Source organism: Geobacillus zalihae (assembly GCF_030414215.1).
GTDB lineage: Bacteria > Bacillota > Bacilli > Bacillales > Anoxybacillaceae > Geobacillus > Geobacillus zalihae.
Genome location: NZ_CP129217.1, coordinates 2,260,664 through 2,277,030 on the forward strand (window position 1 = coordinate 2,260,664; position 16,367 = coordinate 2,277,030).

Below are 16,367 nucleotides of genomic sequence, written 5' to 3' on the forward strand. Positions count from 1 at the left end.
CTTTCGCGGCGGCGACACATGGCTTACGCTCCTGTGACACCACCCACGCAGAACCAAGCTTTCCTTGGTTCGAGCCTCTTCGCCGGCCCCGCAGCGCGTGTCGCTGATGGGCGCGCGGCCTCCGCTTTTCTTATTTCCGCGGGCGGGCGATGATTTTAATCGGCGTGCCTTCAAAACCGAATGCATCGCGGATGCGGTTTTCCAAAAACCGTTCATATGAAAAATGCATCAGTTCCGGGTCGTTGACAAACGCGACAAACGTGGGCGGTTTGACGGCGACTTGCGTCATGTAATAAACTTTCAGACGCCGCCCGTTATGCGTCGGCGTCGGATTCATCGCCACCGCATCCATGATGACTTCATTGAGCACATTTGTCTGGACGCGCATCGCATGATTGTCGCTCACAAGCCGGACGAGCGGCAAGAGCTTATGCAGCCGCTGCTTCGTTTTCGCCGATACGAACAAAATCGGCGCATAGTCCAAAAACGGAAAATGGTCGCGAATCTTCCGCTCAAATTCGACCATCGTTTTGTCGTCCTTTTCAATCGCATCCCATTTATTGACGACCAAAATGACACCGCGACCCGCTTCATGCGCGTATCCGGCGATTTTTTTGTCCTGCTCGATGATGCCTTCCTCAGCGTTTAACACAACAAGCACGACGTCCGAGCGCTCAATGGCCCTTAACGCGCGCAAGACGCTATATTTTTCCGTGCTTTCGTAAATTTTTCCTCGTTTGCGCATCCCTGCCGTATCAATGATAACATATTCCTGCCCTTCGCGCACAAATGAGGTGTCGACGGCGTCCCTCGTCGTACCGGCGATGTCGCTGACGATGACCCGCTCCTCACCTAAAATGGCGTTGACAAGCGACGATTTGCCGACATTCGGCCGGCCAATGAGGCAAAACTTAATGACGTCTTCTTCATACTCTTGTCCACCGCCCTTTGGAAAATGACGGACAACAGCATCAAGCAAATCGCCAAGCCCTGTCCCATGAGCTCCGGAAATCGGATACGGCTCCCCAAAGCCCAGAGCGTAAAAGTCGTAAATCAAATCACGCATTTCCGGATTGTCGATTTTGTTCACCGCGAGCACAACCGGCTTATTCGACCGGCGGAGCAGCTTGGCCACCTCTTCATCAGCCGCAGTCACACCGTCCCGGCCGTTCGTCATAAAGATGATGACATCCGCCTCATCGATGGCGATTTCCGCCTGCTGGCGAATTTGCACAAGCAGCGGCTCGTCGCCAATGTCAATGCCGCCGGTATCGATCAAATAAAACGAATGGTTCAGCCATTCGGCTCGGCTGTAAATGCGGTCGCGCGTCACTCCAGGCACGTCTTCGACGATGGAAATGCGTTCCCCGACAATGCGGTTGAAAATCGTCGATTTTCCTACATTTGGACGGCCGACAATGGCCACGACTGGATTTGCCATGCTACCACCCTTTATCTTCGTTTTCTCCTTACCTTTGTCGCTGAAAAAAAACGCCCTTTTCGGAAGGGCATCGGTCCATCAACGCCAAGGGCACTTGACTGCGAGGCTAGGAAGGAAATGACTTTTTGCCAATCAAGTGCATCTTTTAGCGATGAACCAGGGTAGGCTACAACTGCTTTATTTTATCAAAAAGCGAAACGCTCAACAACTAATGTTTGACGATAATAAGAAGCCCCTCGCTCAATTCATGGGCGATGCCATCCAAAATCGCCTCTAAATTCGCGGCGATCTGTTCCATTTCCTCTTTCGTTTGGCAAATAAAGATCGGCGCACCGCCGGCGACGCGCCCGCCGTTCATCGTAATGACGGCCAAAATTATTTTTTCATGCGTCATCGCCGCTCCACCCCTTCCGCTTCCAACGCCGTTTCTTCGGCATGCGGATGGCGCTCTCAAGCACCGGCACGTTTTCGATGACAGCCTTCGCCTTCTCGACATCCTCGACTTGCGGCAAAATAAAAATGCCGACGCGTCCGTCATTCAAATCGCGCTTGGCGAGCGGCACGAGCGCCGGCGTTCCCGAGTCGCGGTAAATGCCGAGGGCGGTCGATACATCATGCAAAATCGCCTGCCGCTGCCCAAGATTGGCGATCGTCGTGCGGGCGTTGAAATTTTTCGGCGTTAAAATAAACCCCATTCCATAGCGCAAAATTTCTTCGCGCCGCGCCGGCAAGCCGATGTTCATGATATAGATGTTGTCAACATACAGCCCTGCCCCTTCAAAATGCGGCTTGACATATTGGACCTCGGCAATGTCTTTCAGCCGGCTTCCGCTCATAAACCGCCGCGCCGTCATAAGGCCGATGATACTGGCGGCAAGCGCGGCCCAAATGTCCCATACTAAATAAAAGAGCGTCGATAAAAAGGAGACGAAAATGACTAAATAGTTCCGCCCTTCAAACACAATCGCGATGCCTTCGATGTATGTTTTTCCTCTCGGCACCAGCTCATACTGATCCAACTCGTTCAACGTATTGCGCTCCATATTGCGTACGTCGCGAAATTGTGAGGCGGCCAAGGCCAAAAACGTGATCGCTGCGAACTCTTTTTCCATAATCGCCGGCACGGCGACCGTTCCCAGGCCGGCGGCAATGGCCCCTAAGGCGATATGGATCGTCCGACCGTGCAAATACGTCGGATATTGCCGGTAATCGGTGCGCAACAAATAAAGCCGCGTCAACACCCCAGCGGCAACACCGTATAAAATCGGAAACGTGTATTCGTTCACGGCTGCCTCGTCCTCCTTACAGGCCGTTTTTCCTCAAGCTGCAGCGAGAAGAAGCGGATCGATTCCCAAACGAGCAAAGATGATGCGCTAATGGCGAGCGCATCCAAAAAGGAAAACGACCCAAGCACATAACCCGGCGCCATGCGCAAGATAGACATGGCGTACACCACTTCCCCTTGACAGCCGCCGAGCGCCAGACAAAGAAGGCGGGCGGATATGCGGCGGTGGAACAGACTGCTGATCAAGGCCATCCACCAGCCAAGCATCCATTGGCCATCAAGCCAAATCCAGACCGGATCAAACAAGGCAAGCAGACGAAAAGCGGCATAGGCAAACGCCAAGCCGGACGCTGACAGCGCCATCCGCAGCCATCCGCATGGCCGCTGTGTGACCGCCGCGTAACAAGAGAAGAAAAAAAGCACAAAAAAGGACGCCGCCATATGAATGGGACTGATCTTCACCGTCATCGAGGCCGAACTGATCATGAAAAGCGAAAATGCAGCCAGCTTCGTCCGCTCGACGGTCTTTTTCATCAAAAATGTCGCTGCAATCCATAACGCCCAAAAAAAGAAATAAAAATAAGCTCCTTCCATCTTTTCCACTCCTTATTATGTTCATTATGTCATCTTTTATGAACGTTCATTCCTGTATAGAAAAAACAGCATTCGTTCATAGTAAAAATGATCGCTGTACCGAAGCAGAAAGGAGCCATGGCGAAATGGGAAAAGATCGACAGGAAAAAAAGCTGAAGCAATCGCGGCGCGTCGAGTCAGATCGGGATCAGTCCCTCTCCTATAAAGGAGCGGCTCGGCTCGACACGCCGGAGGAAGCGCGGGAACGGAACCGCCATTAAGAAAAAGCGGTCCTTCTCTTCCCTTGCGGCCGCCCTTGTCCCGATGCGAGCAACAGCCGCACAATTCCGTTGCAATGAATCAAGCAAAAAAGCTCCCTCCGTCCAGATGGCTCAAGCCATCGGACAGAAGGGAGCTTTCGCTTTGTTTTGCCAGCTAGTTGATCTTGCGGCTCTGCATTACTTTAATTTTTTCAGCTGCTCGCCAATCACTTCGCCGAGCTGAAAGCCGCGCGTTTCCGACGTTCTTGTGTATTGGCTGTAATCCTCGGCCGGCGCGGCCGCCTCTTCCTCAAGCAGCGCGCGGATGCTGAGGGAAAGGCGGTGATCCGCTTCGTTGACGTCGAGCACTTTCGCCTTCACCACGTCGCCTTCTTTCAGCACTTCATGCGGCGAGCCGATGCGGCGGTTGGCGATTTGCGAAACATGCACCAATCCTTCGACGCCTGGGAAGACTTCCACAAACGCGCCGAACGAAGCGAGCCGTTTCACCGTCCCGGTGACGACATCACCCGGTTTCACTTTTTCGCTGAGGCCTTCCCATGGGCCCGGCAGCGCTTCTTTGATCGACAGCGACAGGCGCCCGTTCTCCGGATCGACGGCCAACACTTTCACTTTCACCACATCGCCTTCTTTCACCACTTCCGACGGATGAGCGACGCGCGTATGGGAAAGCTGGGAAATATGTACGAGCCCATCAAACCCGCCGACATCGACAAAGACGCCGAAATCGGCAATGCGGCGGACGACGCCATCCAACACTTGCCCCGGCTCAAGGCGGGAGAGCAGTTCTTTTTGCTGCCGCGCTTGTTCTTCCTCAACGACCGCCCGATGCGACAAAATGACGCGGTTTTTCTCGCGGTCAAGCTCGACGACTTTCACGGCGAGCGTTTTTCCTTTATAATCGGAAAAATCTTCGACGTAATGCGGCTCGACAAGCGACGCCGGGATGAAGCCGCGCACTCCGACATCGGCGACAAGACCGCCTTTGACGATGTCTTTAATGACTGTTTCAAATGTTTCGCCGCTTGCAAATTTGCGCTCAAGATCTTCCCACGCCCGCTCGGCGTCCACCGCTCTTTTCGATAAAATGAGCAACCCTTCTTCCCCGTCTTTTCCTTCTTCCACTTTTTTGACTTTGGCCGTCACTTCATCGCCGACAGCGACGGCATCGCTCGGTTTTTCAATATGCAAGTTCGACAGCTCGCTGATCGGAATGATGCCGCTTTGCTTGCTGTTTTCCACCTCGACCAGCACTTGCTTGTCCTCAAGCTTCACCACTTTGCCGCGGACGATATCGCCCACTTCATACACATTGACTTGCACATTCATCTCTTCTGTCATCGCAAAAACCCTCCTTCATCGACTGACAACTGTCAAAAGCGCGCCTCGCGCCGAGGCCGCGGCCGGCTGTCGGCAAAATAAGGACGCTTTTCTAGTTAGTATACCATATTTTCTCAATCAACATGTACTATAATGCTCATTGAGGCGGCGGAAGGGATGCCTCAAACAGCCTGTTCCTTTCATGCCCGCTGATGCTCTTCCAGCAGCCGGCGGATATGATCCATAATGTAATCGGCCGCTTCTTCTGGGCTCGCTTTCCGCGCGCGCAGCGGCGCCATATCGACCGGCGCTCCGTACACAACCTTAAGCGGCACAAACGGACGGTACGGGCCGACAATGGCGCACGGGACAACGGCGGCATCGGTGCGTAAAGCGAAAAAGCCAACGCCGGGCAGCGCCTTTTTCAGCCGGCCGTCTTTGCTGCGCGTCCCTTCCGGAAAAATGCCGAGCACTTCGCCTTGCTTCAGCACCTCAAGCCCCGTGCGCAGCGCCTGGCGGTCGTTCATGCCGCGCTTGACAGGAAAGGCATGCAAGCTTTTGACGAGCGTTTTCACGACCGGAGCACGAAACAGCTCTTCTTTCGCCATAAACCGAATCGGCCGCGGCGCCGTAATGCCGATGACCGGCGGATCTAGGTTGCTGATATGGTTGGCGCAAAGAAGCACGCCGCCTTCCTTTGGAAATTGTTCAATCCCGATCGTTTGAATGCGGTAAAAAGGGGTGAGCACTCCCTTGACGATCCCCTTGGCGAATGAATAAAAGTCCACCGTCATCCAATCCTTTCGTTGACAATCTCCATAATCCGCTCCACCACTTCCTCAACCGACAGCGATGTCGTATCGATTTCCACCGCATCCGGCGCCTTGCGAAGCGGCGCTGTCTCCCGTTCCGAATCGAGCCGGTCGCGGCGGGCGATCTCTTCTTTCAGCTTTTCAAGATCGGATGGAAAGCCGCGCGCAAGATTTTCCTCATGCCGGCGCCGCGCCCGCTCCTCGACCGACGCTTTCAGGAAAATTTTCACTTCGGCGTTCGGCAGCACATGCGTTCCGATATCGCGCCCGTCCATGACGACGCCGCCCCCTTCCGCCAAGGCGCGTTGGCGGGCGACCATCTCCTCGCGCACAAGCGGATGCTTCGCGACAAGCGACACCGCATTCGTCACCGCCTCACCGCGGATGATGTCGGTCACATCGTCGCCATTGACTAGGACGATCTGTCCATGCGGCGACGGTTTCAACTCAATCGATGTATCGCGAAGCAGCGACAGGAGCGCCTGCTCATCATGGATGTCGACGCCGCATGCAAGCGCCCGGTACGTCAGCGCGCGATACATGGCGCCGGTATCGATGTATACGTAGGAAAGCCGCCTAGCGATCCGTTTGGCGACCGTGCTTTTTCCCGCCGCGGCGGGTCCGTCGATCGCGATGCTGATTCGTCGTTTCATCATTTCCTCCTGCTTTACCGAAAATCGCTTGATGAGTGCACAAAGAAAAATGCAGGAAAACCCTGCATGTTTCCATGTTCATTGTACCATATCCGCCGTCAACGGTCGACGGCCGTTTCAACTGTTTTCGTTTTTTCCGGCTTGGCTACCCCTTCGTATTCGTACACCTTGCCGATATACAAGGGCGCTTTCGTGTACAACACAAGCCATTGGGCGACTAGCAAACAAATCGCCTGGATGACGACAAGCTTCCACAACAGCTGTTCGATCCGTTTCATGGCGCAAGCCTCCTGCTTCCCATTTTTTCTAGCAGTATTCCACGCGCCCAGCTCATTTATTCTGTTCGTTCTCCCATTTTCTCTCCTCAAGCTGCCGTTCAAAGCTGTAGCGAATGAGCCGGACGCGGTCTTGGGGGGCGAGGTCTGTGAACTCCACCGACATTTTCGCCATGCCGCGCTCGTCATCAGCCATGCGCACAATCGACGCCTTCGTTTGCACGTAATGGTATTCGCCGGAGCGCATCGCCAACACGAGCCAAAGCTCGACCGCCATGCCGGGGCGAAGAAGCGGAGCGTGCGCCGGCGGCACAAGGAGGGCGGCGCCGCCGGCGCTGATATCCACCGTCATCGTCACAAACGGAGCGAACTCGCTGTCAGACGGATGGACGGCCGCATCGACATTCGCTTTCACCCGCACATAACGGCGGCGCTGGATGCGCACGACGTATTCCTCGCCCGGGTAAGCCAAGACGACCATCGGCAACGGATCGCGGATTTTTCCCTTCACTTCGGTATCAAACATGTATAAACCGCCGTCTTGCCCGACAAAAGTCGCTTTAAACTGCATCCCGTTCAACAAATAAACGGTTTTTCCACTCTGTTCATCGATCGGATAGCTGATATGAACCGCCCCGTCAGCAACGGCGAGCGCTTTGCTTCGGTATTGCCGCGCTGAGCCGTCCGACGGCTCAAGCCGGATCGAATCTCCGATTTTGATCATCATGGTTCCTTTTCCCCTTTTCAGTCAGCTGCCGAACCGGCGATCGTTTCGCTGACCCGCATGATGTCCCATGACGATTATACCATACCGTCCGGCTGCCTTTGACCAAAAAAAGAGGAAAAGCCGACAGCCCCAGCTTTTCCTCCCTTTGTTTTCATCTGTAATTCGGCTCCACGCTTTCAAGCTTCTCGACTTTTTCTTCAAGGCCGGTTGCGGCGTTAATGAACAGTTGATACGTTTCATCGCCAAGCGTTCCTAAAAACTCATAGCAAAGCACCGGTTTTTGCAAATCGTTCATAATGACCGCCTGGCGCTCTTCCATCACTTTCAAATGTGGGTTTACCTTTTTCTTCACCGCCTCGACGGTGAGCGTCGGTTTGGGCAACGGACGCGGAATGGACGATGACAAATAGTCGCGCGCCGTAAAGCCGACGACATGGCCGTTGTCAAGCGCCACTTTCATTTGGATCGCTTCCGGGTAAATGCGGACGCCGTTTTCGCTTTTGACAAATGTCAGCACGGCGACATTATCGTATTGCGTGCTGTCGTACAATTCAAAGCCGGTGAATTGATGCCGTCGCAAAAACGCCATCCCACGGTTGGCCGCCTCATGCAAGCTGATCTTCGGCTTGCCGATTGGCCGGCTGTTTAACGCCCAAATCGGATATCCGCCGTTTTTCGTCACATCCATATAAATGTCGCCCTTTGTTTTCGGATCGTGAATCGTTAAACTGTAAAAACGCTCATCCGCCCCATTGCCGCTGTCCGTCACCTTGATTTTCTCTGTTCCTTTTAAGCCGAGAAACTCGCGGGCGATCCGTTTCGCCTCGTCTTTGGAAATCGGGCGCCCTTTCGCGCGGACAAAGCCTTTTTCCTCATTGGCGAGGCCGATGAACGACGGGCCGAACTCGGACGAACTTGAGAATGTATCAACATTTTTCTCCACTGCTTTCAAGCCGTCAATAATGATGTTGTCGCCTTTTTCGTCGTTCGTCGCCAGCGCCAGTTCGACGTCCATCCAGCGCAAATTGTTTTCCAGCACTAAATGCTGCACGTTGCGCAACTCTTGGCGGATCGCGCCAGCGCTTTTGTACAGCGCCTCGAGCGTCTTATACTCTTCTTTCGTCAATGGTTCTTTTTCCAAATCGCGCACGGCCGTCCGGTAGCTGAACTCGCCGATTTTCGATAAAAACTCTTGCGTCTTGTTAAACGGCAAAAGAGACAGCGGCAGTTGGCCGACATCAGAATGGGCTTCAGACGCGATTTTCCACACTTCGGCGAGCGCCGGCGACAATGAAGCGTGCGAATTCATTGCCAGCGTCGCTCCAAGCTTGTCATGCAGCAAATCGATCTGATAGGCTAAATCGTGAAACGCGCGCTGGTAATTGTTTTCCGCATGAATTAAGATCGCGTTTTTTTCCTGATGCTCGCGGTAGCCCCAGTAGCCAGTGCCGACGACAGCGACGACAAGCGCTGCAATCAGTAAGTTTCGCACCATCTCGTCTCCCTCCTTTTATTTGCAAAAAATATGGTTTCCAATCCGCTTGATTTGCGGGCGGCTCCAAATCCAAGCGCTCGTCGCCGTGGCTGGGTTAAAGTAGTAAATCGCTCCGCCGGTCGGGTCCCAGCCGTTGATCGCATCCAACACCGCTTTTTTCGCCGTTTCATTCGGCGTCAGCCAAATTTGCCCATCGGCGACCGCGGTAAACGCGCCGGGCTGAAAAATCACCCCAGCGACCGTATCCGGAAACGACGGATGCTCCAGCCGATTTAAAATAACGGCGGCAACCGCCACTTGCCCGATGTACGGCTCGCCGCGCGCCTCGCCGTAGACAGCGTTCGCCATGAGCCGAATGTCGTTTTGCGAAAACCCTTTCGGCACATTGGATGCTGTCGTTTTCACCGTTCGCCCGCCGCCTCCGCCGCGTTTTTTCACCTGCTGGCTGAGCGGAATGCCGCCGTAATGGGTGAAATCGTTTCCTTGGCGGATTTGCTCTTTCACAAACTGCTCGTAATATTTTGAAGCGTTCACAAGCTTCCGTTTCGTCTCCGATCCGGCTAGTCCATCGACCGGCAAGCCGTATTCGTATTGGAAATTGCGCAGCGCCCAATACGTTCGCCAGCCAAACACGCCGTCAATTTTGCCGTTGTAAAACCCAAGGTATTGCAGCCGCGCCTGCAGTTCAATGACATCATCGCCAACTGCTCCACGCTGAATCACTTGCGGGGAAAACGCGAAAGCATGGCCTGATGGGTAAATGCATGTCCAAACAGCCAATGCGATGAATAGAACCCATTTTCTTGCCATATGTGAACCTCCCGTCAACAATCACCGTTTTTACCCCTATTTTCCTTCCGTTTCCCTTTTTTATGCGAAAAAAAGAAAAAAGCCAAAGCTTTTACGCTTGGCTTTTCACAGGCGGCACCGCTTGAGGGCGGGCGTATCCTTTCGCTTGTTTTACTTTGCGCAACGCCGCCCACCATAAGGCGAGCATAAACAAACCCATGTAATAGCCCCAACGCTCTTTGGCGAGCAGCAGCCAGTCATAGACGCCATGAAGGAAAAACGGCAACAAAAACGACGCCCATAAATAATAGCGGCGCTTTTTTACGGCAAACTTCGCCTTGCCGAAATAAAACCCCATGATGACGGAAAAGAGCGCATGACTGGACACCGGCAAAAGCGCCCGGGCAATGGCCGTCTCCACTCCGTTGGCCAACAAGTACAAAATGTTTTCCAGCGTCGCGAATCCAAGCGAGACGCTGGCGCTGTACACAATGCCGTCATACGGCTCGTCAAATTCGTCGTGGTCATACACAAAAAAATAAACGACAAACCATTTGACAAACTCCTCAAGGAGCGCAGCGGAAAGAAACGCCTCGGCTGCCGGCGACGCGACGATCCCTTCTGCCGACAGCACGTATTGGATGAACATGATCGGAAACACAAGCAAGACGCCGAACAAAAACATGCGCAACACAAACGAAAGCGGCTCAGCTTCATACTCGTCCTTTAAATAAAAATAACTAAGCAGCGCCACCCCGGGGGCGACGCCGGCGGAAATCAACGAAAACATCCTCGATCCCCGTTTCTTTGGCATTTTTACCTTCATCGTACCACGAAACAGGGGAGAAAAAAAGAGGAATTGCTGGGCCGCTTGTTGCCTAATAAGCGAACAAGCCATCAACGGCGGCGTCGGCAGCAAGAGCGACAGCGAGCTTGATGCGCGCTTTTTTCGCGTCATAGTCGCTGCCAAGAATAACCCCTTTCTTATGCAAATCGTAGGCGCTGCCGGGGTAATCGTACGTTGTATACACCGCCCCTTCCTCGGCGCTCGTCGTCACCACGACTTTGATCCCCGCTTCGATGGCTTTGACGATTTCATCGACCATTTTTGGCGCCACTTGCCCGCGGCCGACCCCTTCGAGCACAATGCCAGCGACGCCGCTTTCTCGAGCCGCTTTAATGAACTTGCCGTCCGCCTCCAAGTAGCATTTCACAATGTCCACCGGCGGAAGCGGGCGCACAAGCTTGTAATATTCGCGTCGGATCGGCTTTTGGTACACGTACACCTCATCGTTGTCAATGATGCCTAAATAGCCGAAGCCGAAAGCGTTGAATCCTTGAATGTTCGAGGCGTGTTCTTTTTTCACGTATTTCGCGGCAAAAATGCGTTCATTGAACACAACGACCGTCCCCGCCCCACGCAACGGCTCGGCGCACGCGGCGTAAATGGCATGGCGGATGTTGATGTACACATCGCTGCCCAAATCAGACGGCGCCCGCTGCGAACCGGTGACGACGATCGTCCGCGGGTCATCGATCGTCAAATCAAGGAAATAGGCCGTTTCTTCGAGCGCATCGGTTCCGTGAGTGACGACGATGCCATCAACGGATGGATCGGTGAAATGCGCCTCAATCCGTTTTTTCAGCTCAAGCCAATGCGAAAACGTCAAATGCATGCTTGGCAATTGAAATACGCTTTCCACGATGATTTCAATTTCTTTCGGCAAATGGCACATCGCCGCGAGTTCTTCACCGCTTAGCGCCCCAGCCCGCAGGCGGCCGGAACGTTCGTTTCGCTTGCTCGCAATCGTGCCGCCGGTTGTCAGGAGCACCACTTTCCGTTTCGTCACGCAAGCCACCCTCGCTTTCTCGCTTTCGCATCATGACACGAGTGTTGATGATCCATTATTTTACTAAAAAACAAAGAATGGGCTCTTCACCACAACATGTACTTGACAAGCAATGCGGTTTCCTGCACAAAGATGTGCCAAAATCACGGATTTGTTGATTTTCCCTCACAAGCGTAAATAGGGTATGTTCAGAAAAAATCAAGTACAACTTTTGGTGAAGAGCCAAAGAATGATATGGCTGAACACAAGCTTTTCTGTCTCTTCCCTCGAACAAGAACGCCGGCGGGCAAATGTCATTTGCCCGCAAAGCGTTCATTGTTCGAGGAGGGCATGCCGTCATATGCCCAGTCGATGTATTGGCCAAGAAGCGCTACTGCAGCTGCTTGGCTGACCCCTCCCGTTCGCGCTTGGCGATGCAGGCGGCAATAGCGTCTCCATGGAAGCGGCCGTTTTCGATAAAAATTTCATTCGCATCGTTGCCAGCGGCGATCACCCCGGCGATAAACACCCCCGGCACGTTTGTTTCCATCGTCTCCGGATCATAATGCGGCCGGCCGCTTTCCGGGTCGATCTGCACCCCGATGTTCATCAAGAAGCGATGGTCCGGATGGTAGCCGGTCATGGCGAACACGAAATCATTTTTGATCGTTTTCGTCTCCCCGTTCACTTCGTAAATGACCGCATCTTCCGTGATCTCTTTCACATGGGCATGAAACTCCATGCGAATGACGCCTTTTTTCACAAGGGCATCAAATTCCGGCAAAATCCACGGCTTAATGCTTTTGGAATATTCCCCGCCCCGGTAGAGGACCGTCACGCGCGCCCCAGCTTTGACGAGCTCCATCGCCGCGTCGACGCTCGAGTTTTTGCCGCCGATGACAACGCAGTCGGTGTTGAAGTACGGATGCGCTTCTTTAAAGTAATGCATCACTTTCGGCAGCTCTTCCCCCGGCACGTTCATATAGTTCGGATGGTCGTAATAGCCGGTGGCCACGACCACGTATCGGGCCCGATATAGCGCTTTTGAGGTTTCAACGAGAAACGTCCCGTCTTCCTGGCGCTTAATAGCTTTCACTTCTTCGAACGTATTGATGCGAAGCTGTTTGCGGACAACGACTTCACGATAATACGCAAGCGCCTGGTTTCTCGTCGGCTTCCGGTTTTCCGTAATAAACGGCACCCCGCCGATCTCGAGCCGGTCGCTCGTGCTGAAAAACGTCTGATGCGTCGGAAACCGATAAATCGAATGGACGATGTTTCCTTTCTCGATCACCAGCGGCGAAAATCCGGCGTCTTGCAAAGCAATCGCCGCCGCCAGCCCGCACGGACCGCCGCCGACAATAATGATTTTCTCCTCTTTCATCGTTTTTGCCACCTCGCATGAAGCAAAAAATCCCCTATCTTATGATAGGGGATTTCACCAAAGCTTGCAAATATCACTGCTTGCTCGCCTCACACCCAGCCGCGGAACCGGCACGCTTCCGCCATTTTGCGGACGCCGACCATGTAGGCGGCAAGGCGCATGTCGACGCGGCGCGTCTGCGCCATTTCATACACGTTGTTGAACGCTTTGACCATCACTTTTTCAAGCCGCTGTTCCACTTCTTCTTCCGTCCAATAGTAACCTTGGTTGTTTTGCACCCATTCGAAGTACGACACCGTCACGCCCCCAGCGCTTGCAAGCACGTCCGGAACGAGCAAAATGCCGCGCTGCGTCAAAATTTCCGTCGCCTCAAGCGTCGTCGGCCCGTTCGCCGCCTCGACGACGATGCTCGCCTTAATGCGCGGAGCGTTTTCGGCCGTAATTTGGTTTTCGATGGCCGCCGGCACCAAAATATCGCAATCAAGCTCAAGCAGCTCTTGATTCGAAATCGTATTTTTAAACAGCTTCGTCACCGTGCCAAAGCTGTCGCGCCGTTCAAGCAAATAGTCGATGTCGAGCCCGTTCGGGTCGTACAGCGCGCCGTACACATCGGAAATGCCGACGACTTTCGCCCCGGCGTCGTGCATAAATTTGGCCAAATAGCTGCCGGCGTTGCCGAACCCTTGAACGACGACGCGCGCCCCCTTGAGCGACAAGCCGCGTTTTTTCGCCGCCTCGCGGATGCAAATGGTCACTCCTTTGGCCGTCGCCGTTTCCCGGCCGTGCGAACCGCCGAGGACAAGCGGCTTCCCGGTGATAAACCCTGGCGAATCAAACTCGCGAATTCGGCTGTACTCATCCATCATCCACGCCATAATTTGCGAGTTCGTAAACACATCCGGCGCCGGAATGTCTTTTGTCGGTCCGACGATTTGGCTGATGGCTCGCACATAACCGCGGCTTAGCCGCTCAAGCTCGCGGAACGACATCGTGCGCGGGTCGCAGACGATGCCGCCTTTGCCGCCGCCGTATGGCAAGTCAACGATGCCGCACTTTAAGCTCATCCAAATCGACAGCGCTTTCACTTCTCGTTCCGTCACATCAGGATGGAAACGCACGCCGCCTTTCGTCGGACCGACCGCATCGTTATGCTGCGCCCGGTAGCCGGTAAAAATTTTCACCGATCCGTCGTCCATGCGCACCGGAATGCGAACGGTCAGCACGCGGATCGGCTCTTTCAAGAGCTCATACACCTCTTCCGGATAGCCGAGCTTTTCCAACGCTCTATGTATAACAATTTGTGTCGACGCCAGCACGTCGTATTGTTGCCCCTTCTCTTCCGTATGCTTATCGGCTGCCATACGTAAACCTCCTATAAGCTCGCTGTAATAGTTTGTCGCCTTCCATGTCATAGTATACACCTTCTGTCGGCATCTGCAAAGGAAAAATGATGAAACGCGCGAACCGCTTTATGGAAGCCTTTCGCGCGAAAAAATAGACTCCTTGTCCATATAAAGGAGTCTTGGCTGCGCCCTAGTTGGCCCGGAAATAGTGAACGAGCTGCGCAATGGCGCGCCGTTCGATCAACTGTTTCCCATATTCTTGCACACGGTGTATCGTTATCGTGGCCGGGTTGCCAAACTCGGCCAGCAAGGCGACAAAGTTGTCGAGCGGAATCGGCGGTTCCTCGGCGACGTGCAAGTAAAAGCGGCCTTGGTACGAATAAAGCGTGCCGTCGAGGCAGCCGACCGCATGCAGGCGATGAGCGAGCTGGATGACATCTTCGAACGTTTGGAATTCGTAAAATATGTCATCGCTCTCATCGAGCGTTACTTGCATTTCGATATAGTCGTCGGCGAATTCTTCTTCGATGTCGTCGTAGTCGCCTTCATTCGTGACGATAACGACCATGCCCTGTGCCGGTAAAGAGTAGACTTCGACCGCGATCGATCCGTTCACTTCAAAGCCGAGCTCTTCGCTCGCTTCCTCGATCATGTCGCGGAACAGCTGATGGACTTTAAACGTGTCCTTCCACAAATCGTCTTTCGTCAACCCGCGGTCCAGCAAATCGTCAAACGTCAAGAAAATTTTAATTTTGTTGTGGGTCAAGCGCTCAAGACGCATCGGCACCCCTCCTTACCTACAGAGCCATCTCTTACCGTTATTGTATGACGCAATCGGCAATTGGTTCGTTTGTTGTTATTAATGAGTTTACATCGTTTTCCCCGTTTTAGACAAGCATTTTTTCTCGAGTGTCGGTTTTCCGGGCACAATCGTGATGAGATGAGTCTCTGCCGGCGCTCCGAGGCGAAGCGGCACCCCGGTCGTCCCGTAGCCGTTACTCGTCAACACCGCCGTGCTGCCCTGCCATTTGAGCCCTCCTTTTTCATAAAACCCAATGGAAAAGAAGCGAATTTGTCCTCCATGCGTATGGCCGCTCAGCACGAGTGAAATGTGCTGCTCCTCTCTTAGGCGAGCGACGATCGCTGGGTTATGGCAGGCTAATATACGAAATGATTGAGGCGGAACGTGTTCAAGCGCCCGATCGATATCCGCCTCCTTCCGGCTTACGTCGCCGACGCCGATGAGCGCGACCGGCACACCGCCGTGCTCCCATACTTTCGCTTTGTTTTTGAGCATATGGACGCGCTCTTCCTCGAGCAATGATTGAAGATCGTAGTCGACCTCGTCATCATTGTTTCCCCAGACAAAATAAACGGGAGCGACCGCTTGCAACCGGCGCACATTTTCGCGGACGCGCGCTTCCGGCACCCCTTTTTCAACTAAGTCCCCGCCAATCACGACGAGGTGAGCCTTTCTCCTCACTTCCTCAAGCATGCGAAACGAAACGACCCGCCGATGAATATCAGAAATAAAAAAAATTGTAAGCGGCGGGCAATGGTCGGGAAAATGAGGAAATGACAGCGTCACATGACGAACCCGGTTGCTGTGCGCTTCTTTCCACATATAACCAAGCAAAACAAGAAAACTCGTGATCATTCCCCCGATGACCATACTTCCTCCTGCTAAAGCCGGTCATCTTTCGTCAACCGGCGGTCTCTCATCGTCATCATACCATAAAAAAAGGAAAAAACGAAAAAAAGCGCCGCCAACCGCCAATGAAACCGAAACGCCCAATAAAAATGGCCGAGCGCCGCCAAGCTGAACAACCATTGGCCTAAGCGGAGCCGCCGGCCGGACAACAGGCGCACCGTCCCGCCGACTACCGCGCGGATGAGCGCCCCGTTGGCAGCCGCCCCGAACCAAAAGCAAACGAGCGCAAGCCATGTCCGCAGTGGGGCAAACAGCAAATCGGTCAAAAATCGCTCCAGCGAGAACGGCTCAAGCGGCGGCAGCCAGCGAAAAAACAAATACGTGCACAAAATAGCGGCCATGGCGGTCATCGATAGACGGCCCATGGTTTCCTCCTTAACCCGATCCTCATTATTCGTCATGGCAAACAGGCATGAACGACATGGCTCCATCATACATATAGACTGAAC

The 16,367-nt window shown here is 53.7% G+C and carries 19 protein-coding genes; 1 reads left to right on the plus strand and 18 read right to left on the minus strand.

What is annotated here, in order from left to right; genetic code table 11:
- Positions 1–130 precede the first annotated feature (130 nt).
- From der to QWV57_RS11350, 4 genes are all read right to left on the minus strand, one after another.
- Positions 131–1,441, minus strand: coding sequence for a ribosome biogenesis GTPase Der (gene der, locus QWV57_RS11335; RefSeq protein ID WP_013144887.1), 1,311 nt, complete (start codon positions 1,439–1,441; stop codon positions 131–133).
- A gap of 208 nt (positions 1,442–1,649) precedes the next feature.
- A complete protein-coding gene (locus QWV57_RS11340) occupies positions 1,650–1,835 on the minus strand; it encodes a capping complex subunit for YIEGIA (RefSeq protein ID WP_020754086.1) in 186 nt (61 codons plus the stop codon).
- Complete coding sequence (locus tag QWV57_RS11345; RefSeq protein ID WP_020754085.1) at positions 1,825–2,727, minus strand: YIEGIA family protein; 903 nt, start codon at positions 2,725–2,727, stop codon at positions 1,825–1,827. The genes QWV57_RS11340 and QWV57_RS11345 overlap by 11 nt, the downstream gene beginning before the upstream one ends.
- Complete coding sequence (locus QWV57_RS11350; RefSeq protein WP_033004841.1) at positions 2,724–3,320, minus strand: YphA family membrane protein; 597 nt, start codon at positions 3,318–3,320, stop codon at positions 2,724–2,726. Before QWV57_RS11350 ends, QWV57_RS11345 begins: the two co-directional genes overlap by 4 nt.
- A 125-nt stretch (positions 3,321–3,445) precedes the next feature.
- Between QWV57_RS11350 and QWV57_RS11355 the strand changes: the two genes are divergently transcribed.
- Positions 3,446–3,580: a YpzI family protein gene (locus tag QWV57_RS11355; RefSeq protein ID WP_013144883.1), complete on the plus strand. Its 135-nt coding sequence runs from the start codon at positions 3,446–3,448 to the stop codon at positions 3,578–3,580.
- Positions 3,581–3,757: 177 nt separating this feature from the next.
- Here the strand turns inward: QWV57_RS11355 and rpsA are convergent, their stop codons facing one another.
- The 14 genes from rpsA to QWV57_RS11425 form a co-directional block, all read right to left on the minus strand.
- On the minus strand, positions 3,758–4,921 hold the full coding sequence (gene rpsA / locus QWV57_RS11360) for a 30S ribosomal protein S1 (protein WP_081132666.1): 1,164 nt from the start codon (positions 4,919–4,921) through the stop codon (positions 3,758–3,760).
- A gap of 179 nt (positions 4,922–5,100) precedes the next feature.
- Positions 5,101–5,694 carry a lysophospholipid acyltransferase family protein gene (locus QWV57_RS11365; protein WP_053414682.1) on the minus strand — a complete coding sequence of 198 codons (594 nt, stop codon included), beginning with the start codon at positions 5,692–5,694 and terminating at the stop codon, positions 5,101–5,103.
- Positions 5,691–6,365, minus strand: a complete 675-nt coding sequence (gene cmk, locus QWV57_RS11370) for a (d)CMP kinase (RefSeq protein ID WP_033004840.1) — start codon at positions 6,363–6,365, stop codon at positions 5,691–5,693. The genes QWV57_RS11365 and cmk overlap by 4 nt, the downstream gene beginning before the upstream one ends.
- Before the next feature lie 98 nt (positions 6,366–6,463).
- On the minus strand, positions 6,464–6,643 hold the full coding sequence (locus QWV57_RS11375; RefSeq protein WP_020754079.1) for a YpfB family protein: 180 nt from the start codon (positions 6,641–6,643) through the stop codon (positions 6,464–6,466).
- A gap of 52 nt (positions 6,644–6,695) precedes the next feature.
- On the minus strand, positions 6,696–7,364 hold the full coding sequence (locus QWV57_RS11380; RefSeq protein ID WP_013144878.1) for a flagellar brake protein: 669 nt from the start codon (positions 7,362–7,364) through the stop codon (positions 6,696–6,698).
- A 154-nt stretch (positions 7,365–7,518) separates the two neighbouring features.
- A complete protein-coding gene (gene ypeB, locus QWV57_RS11385; RefSeq protein WP_060788375.1) occupies positions 7,519–8,862 on the minus strand; it encodes a germination protein YpeB in 1,344 nt (447 codons plus the stop codon).
- A gap of 15 nt (positions 8,863–8,877) precedes the next feature.
- Positions 8,878–9,672, minus strand: a complete 795-nt coding sequence (gene sleB / locus QWV57_RS11390) for a spore cortex-lytic enzyme (RefSeq protein ID WP_015375278.1) — start codon at positions 9,670–9,672, stop codon at positions 8,878–8,880.
- Positions 9,673–9,763: 91 nt separating this feature from the next.
- Positions 9,764–10,441, minus strand: coding sequence for a glutamic-type intramembrane protease PrsW (gene prsW / locus QWV57_RS11395; RefSeq protein WP_015375279.1), 678 nt, complete (start codon positions 10,439–10,441; stop codon positions 9,764–9,766).
- 88 nt (positions 10,442–10,529) lie between these two features.
- Positions 10,530–11,501: an asparaginase gene (locus QWV57_RS11400; protein ID WP_012820743.1), complete on the minus strand. Its 972-nt coding sequence runs from the start codon at positions 11,499–11,501 to the stop codon at positions 10,530–10,532.
- Between the two features lie 370 nt (positions 11,502–11,871).
- Complete coding sequence (locus QWV57_RS11405) at positions 11,872–12,864, minus strand: YpdA family putative bacillithiol disulfide reductase (protein WP_015375280.1); 993 nt, start codon at positions 12,862–12,864, stop codon at positions 11,872–11,874.
- Between the two features lie 89 nt (positions 12,865–12,953).
- Positions 12,954–14,225, minus strand: a complete 1,272-nt coding sequence (locus QWV57_RS11410) for a Glu/Leu/Phe/Val family dehydrogenase (RefSeq protein ID WP_015375281.1) — start codon at positions 14,223–14,225, stop codon at positions 12,954–12,956.
- A gap of 172 nt (positions 14,226–14,397) precedes the next feature.
- Entirely contained in the window at positions 14,398–14,988 is a 591-nt protein-coding gene (locus QWV57_RS11415; RefSeq protein ID WP_033004838.1) for a genetic competence negative regulator, read from the minus strand.
- Positions 14,989–15,075: 87 nt separating this feature from the next.
- Positions 15,076–15,879, minus strand: coding sequence for a metallophosphoesterase (locus QWV57_RS11420; RefSeq protein WP_060788377.1), 804 nt, complete (start codon positions 15,877–15,879; stop codon positions 15,076–15,078).
- An 11-nt stretch (positions 15,880–15,890) separates the two neighbouring features.
- Positions 15,891–16,283 (minus strand): hypothetical protein, encoded by a 393-nt coding sequence (locus QWV57_RS11425; protein WP_033004836.1) that lies wholly within the window; start codon positions 16,281–16,283, stop codon positions 15,891–15,893.
- Between the last annotated feature and the right edge of the window lie 84 nt (positions 16,284–16,367).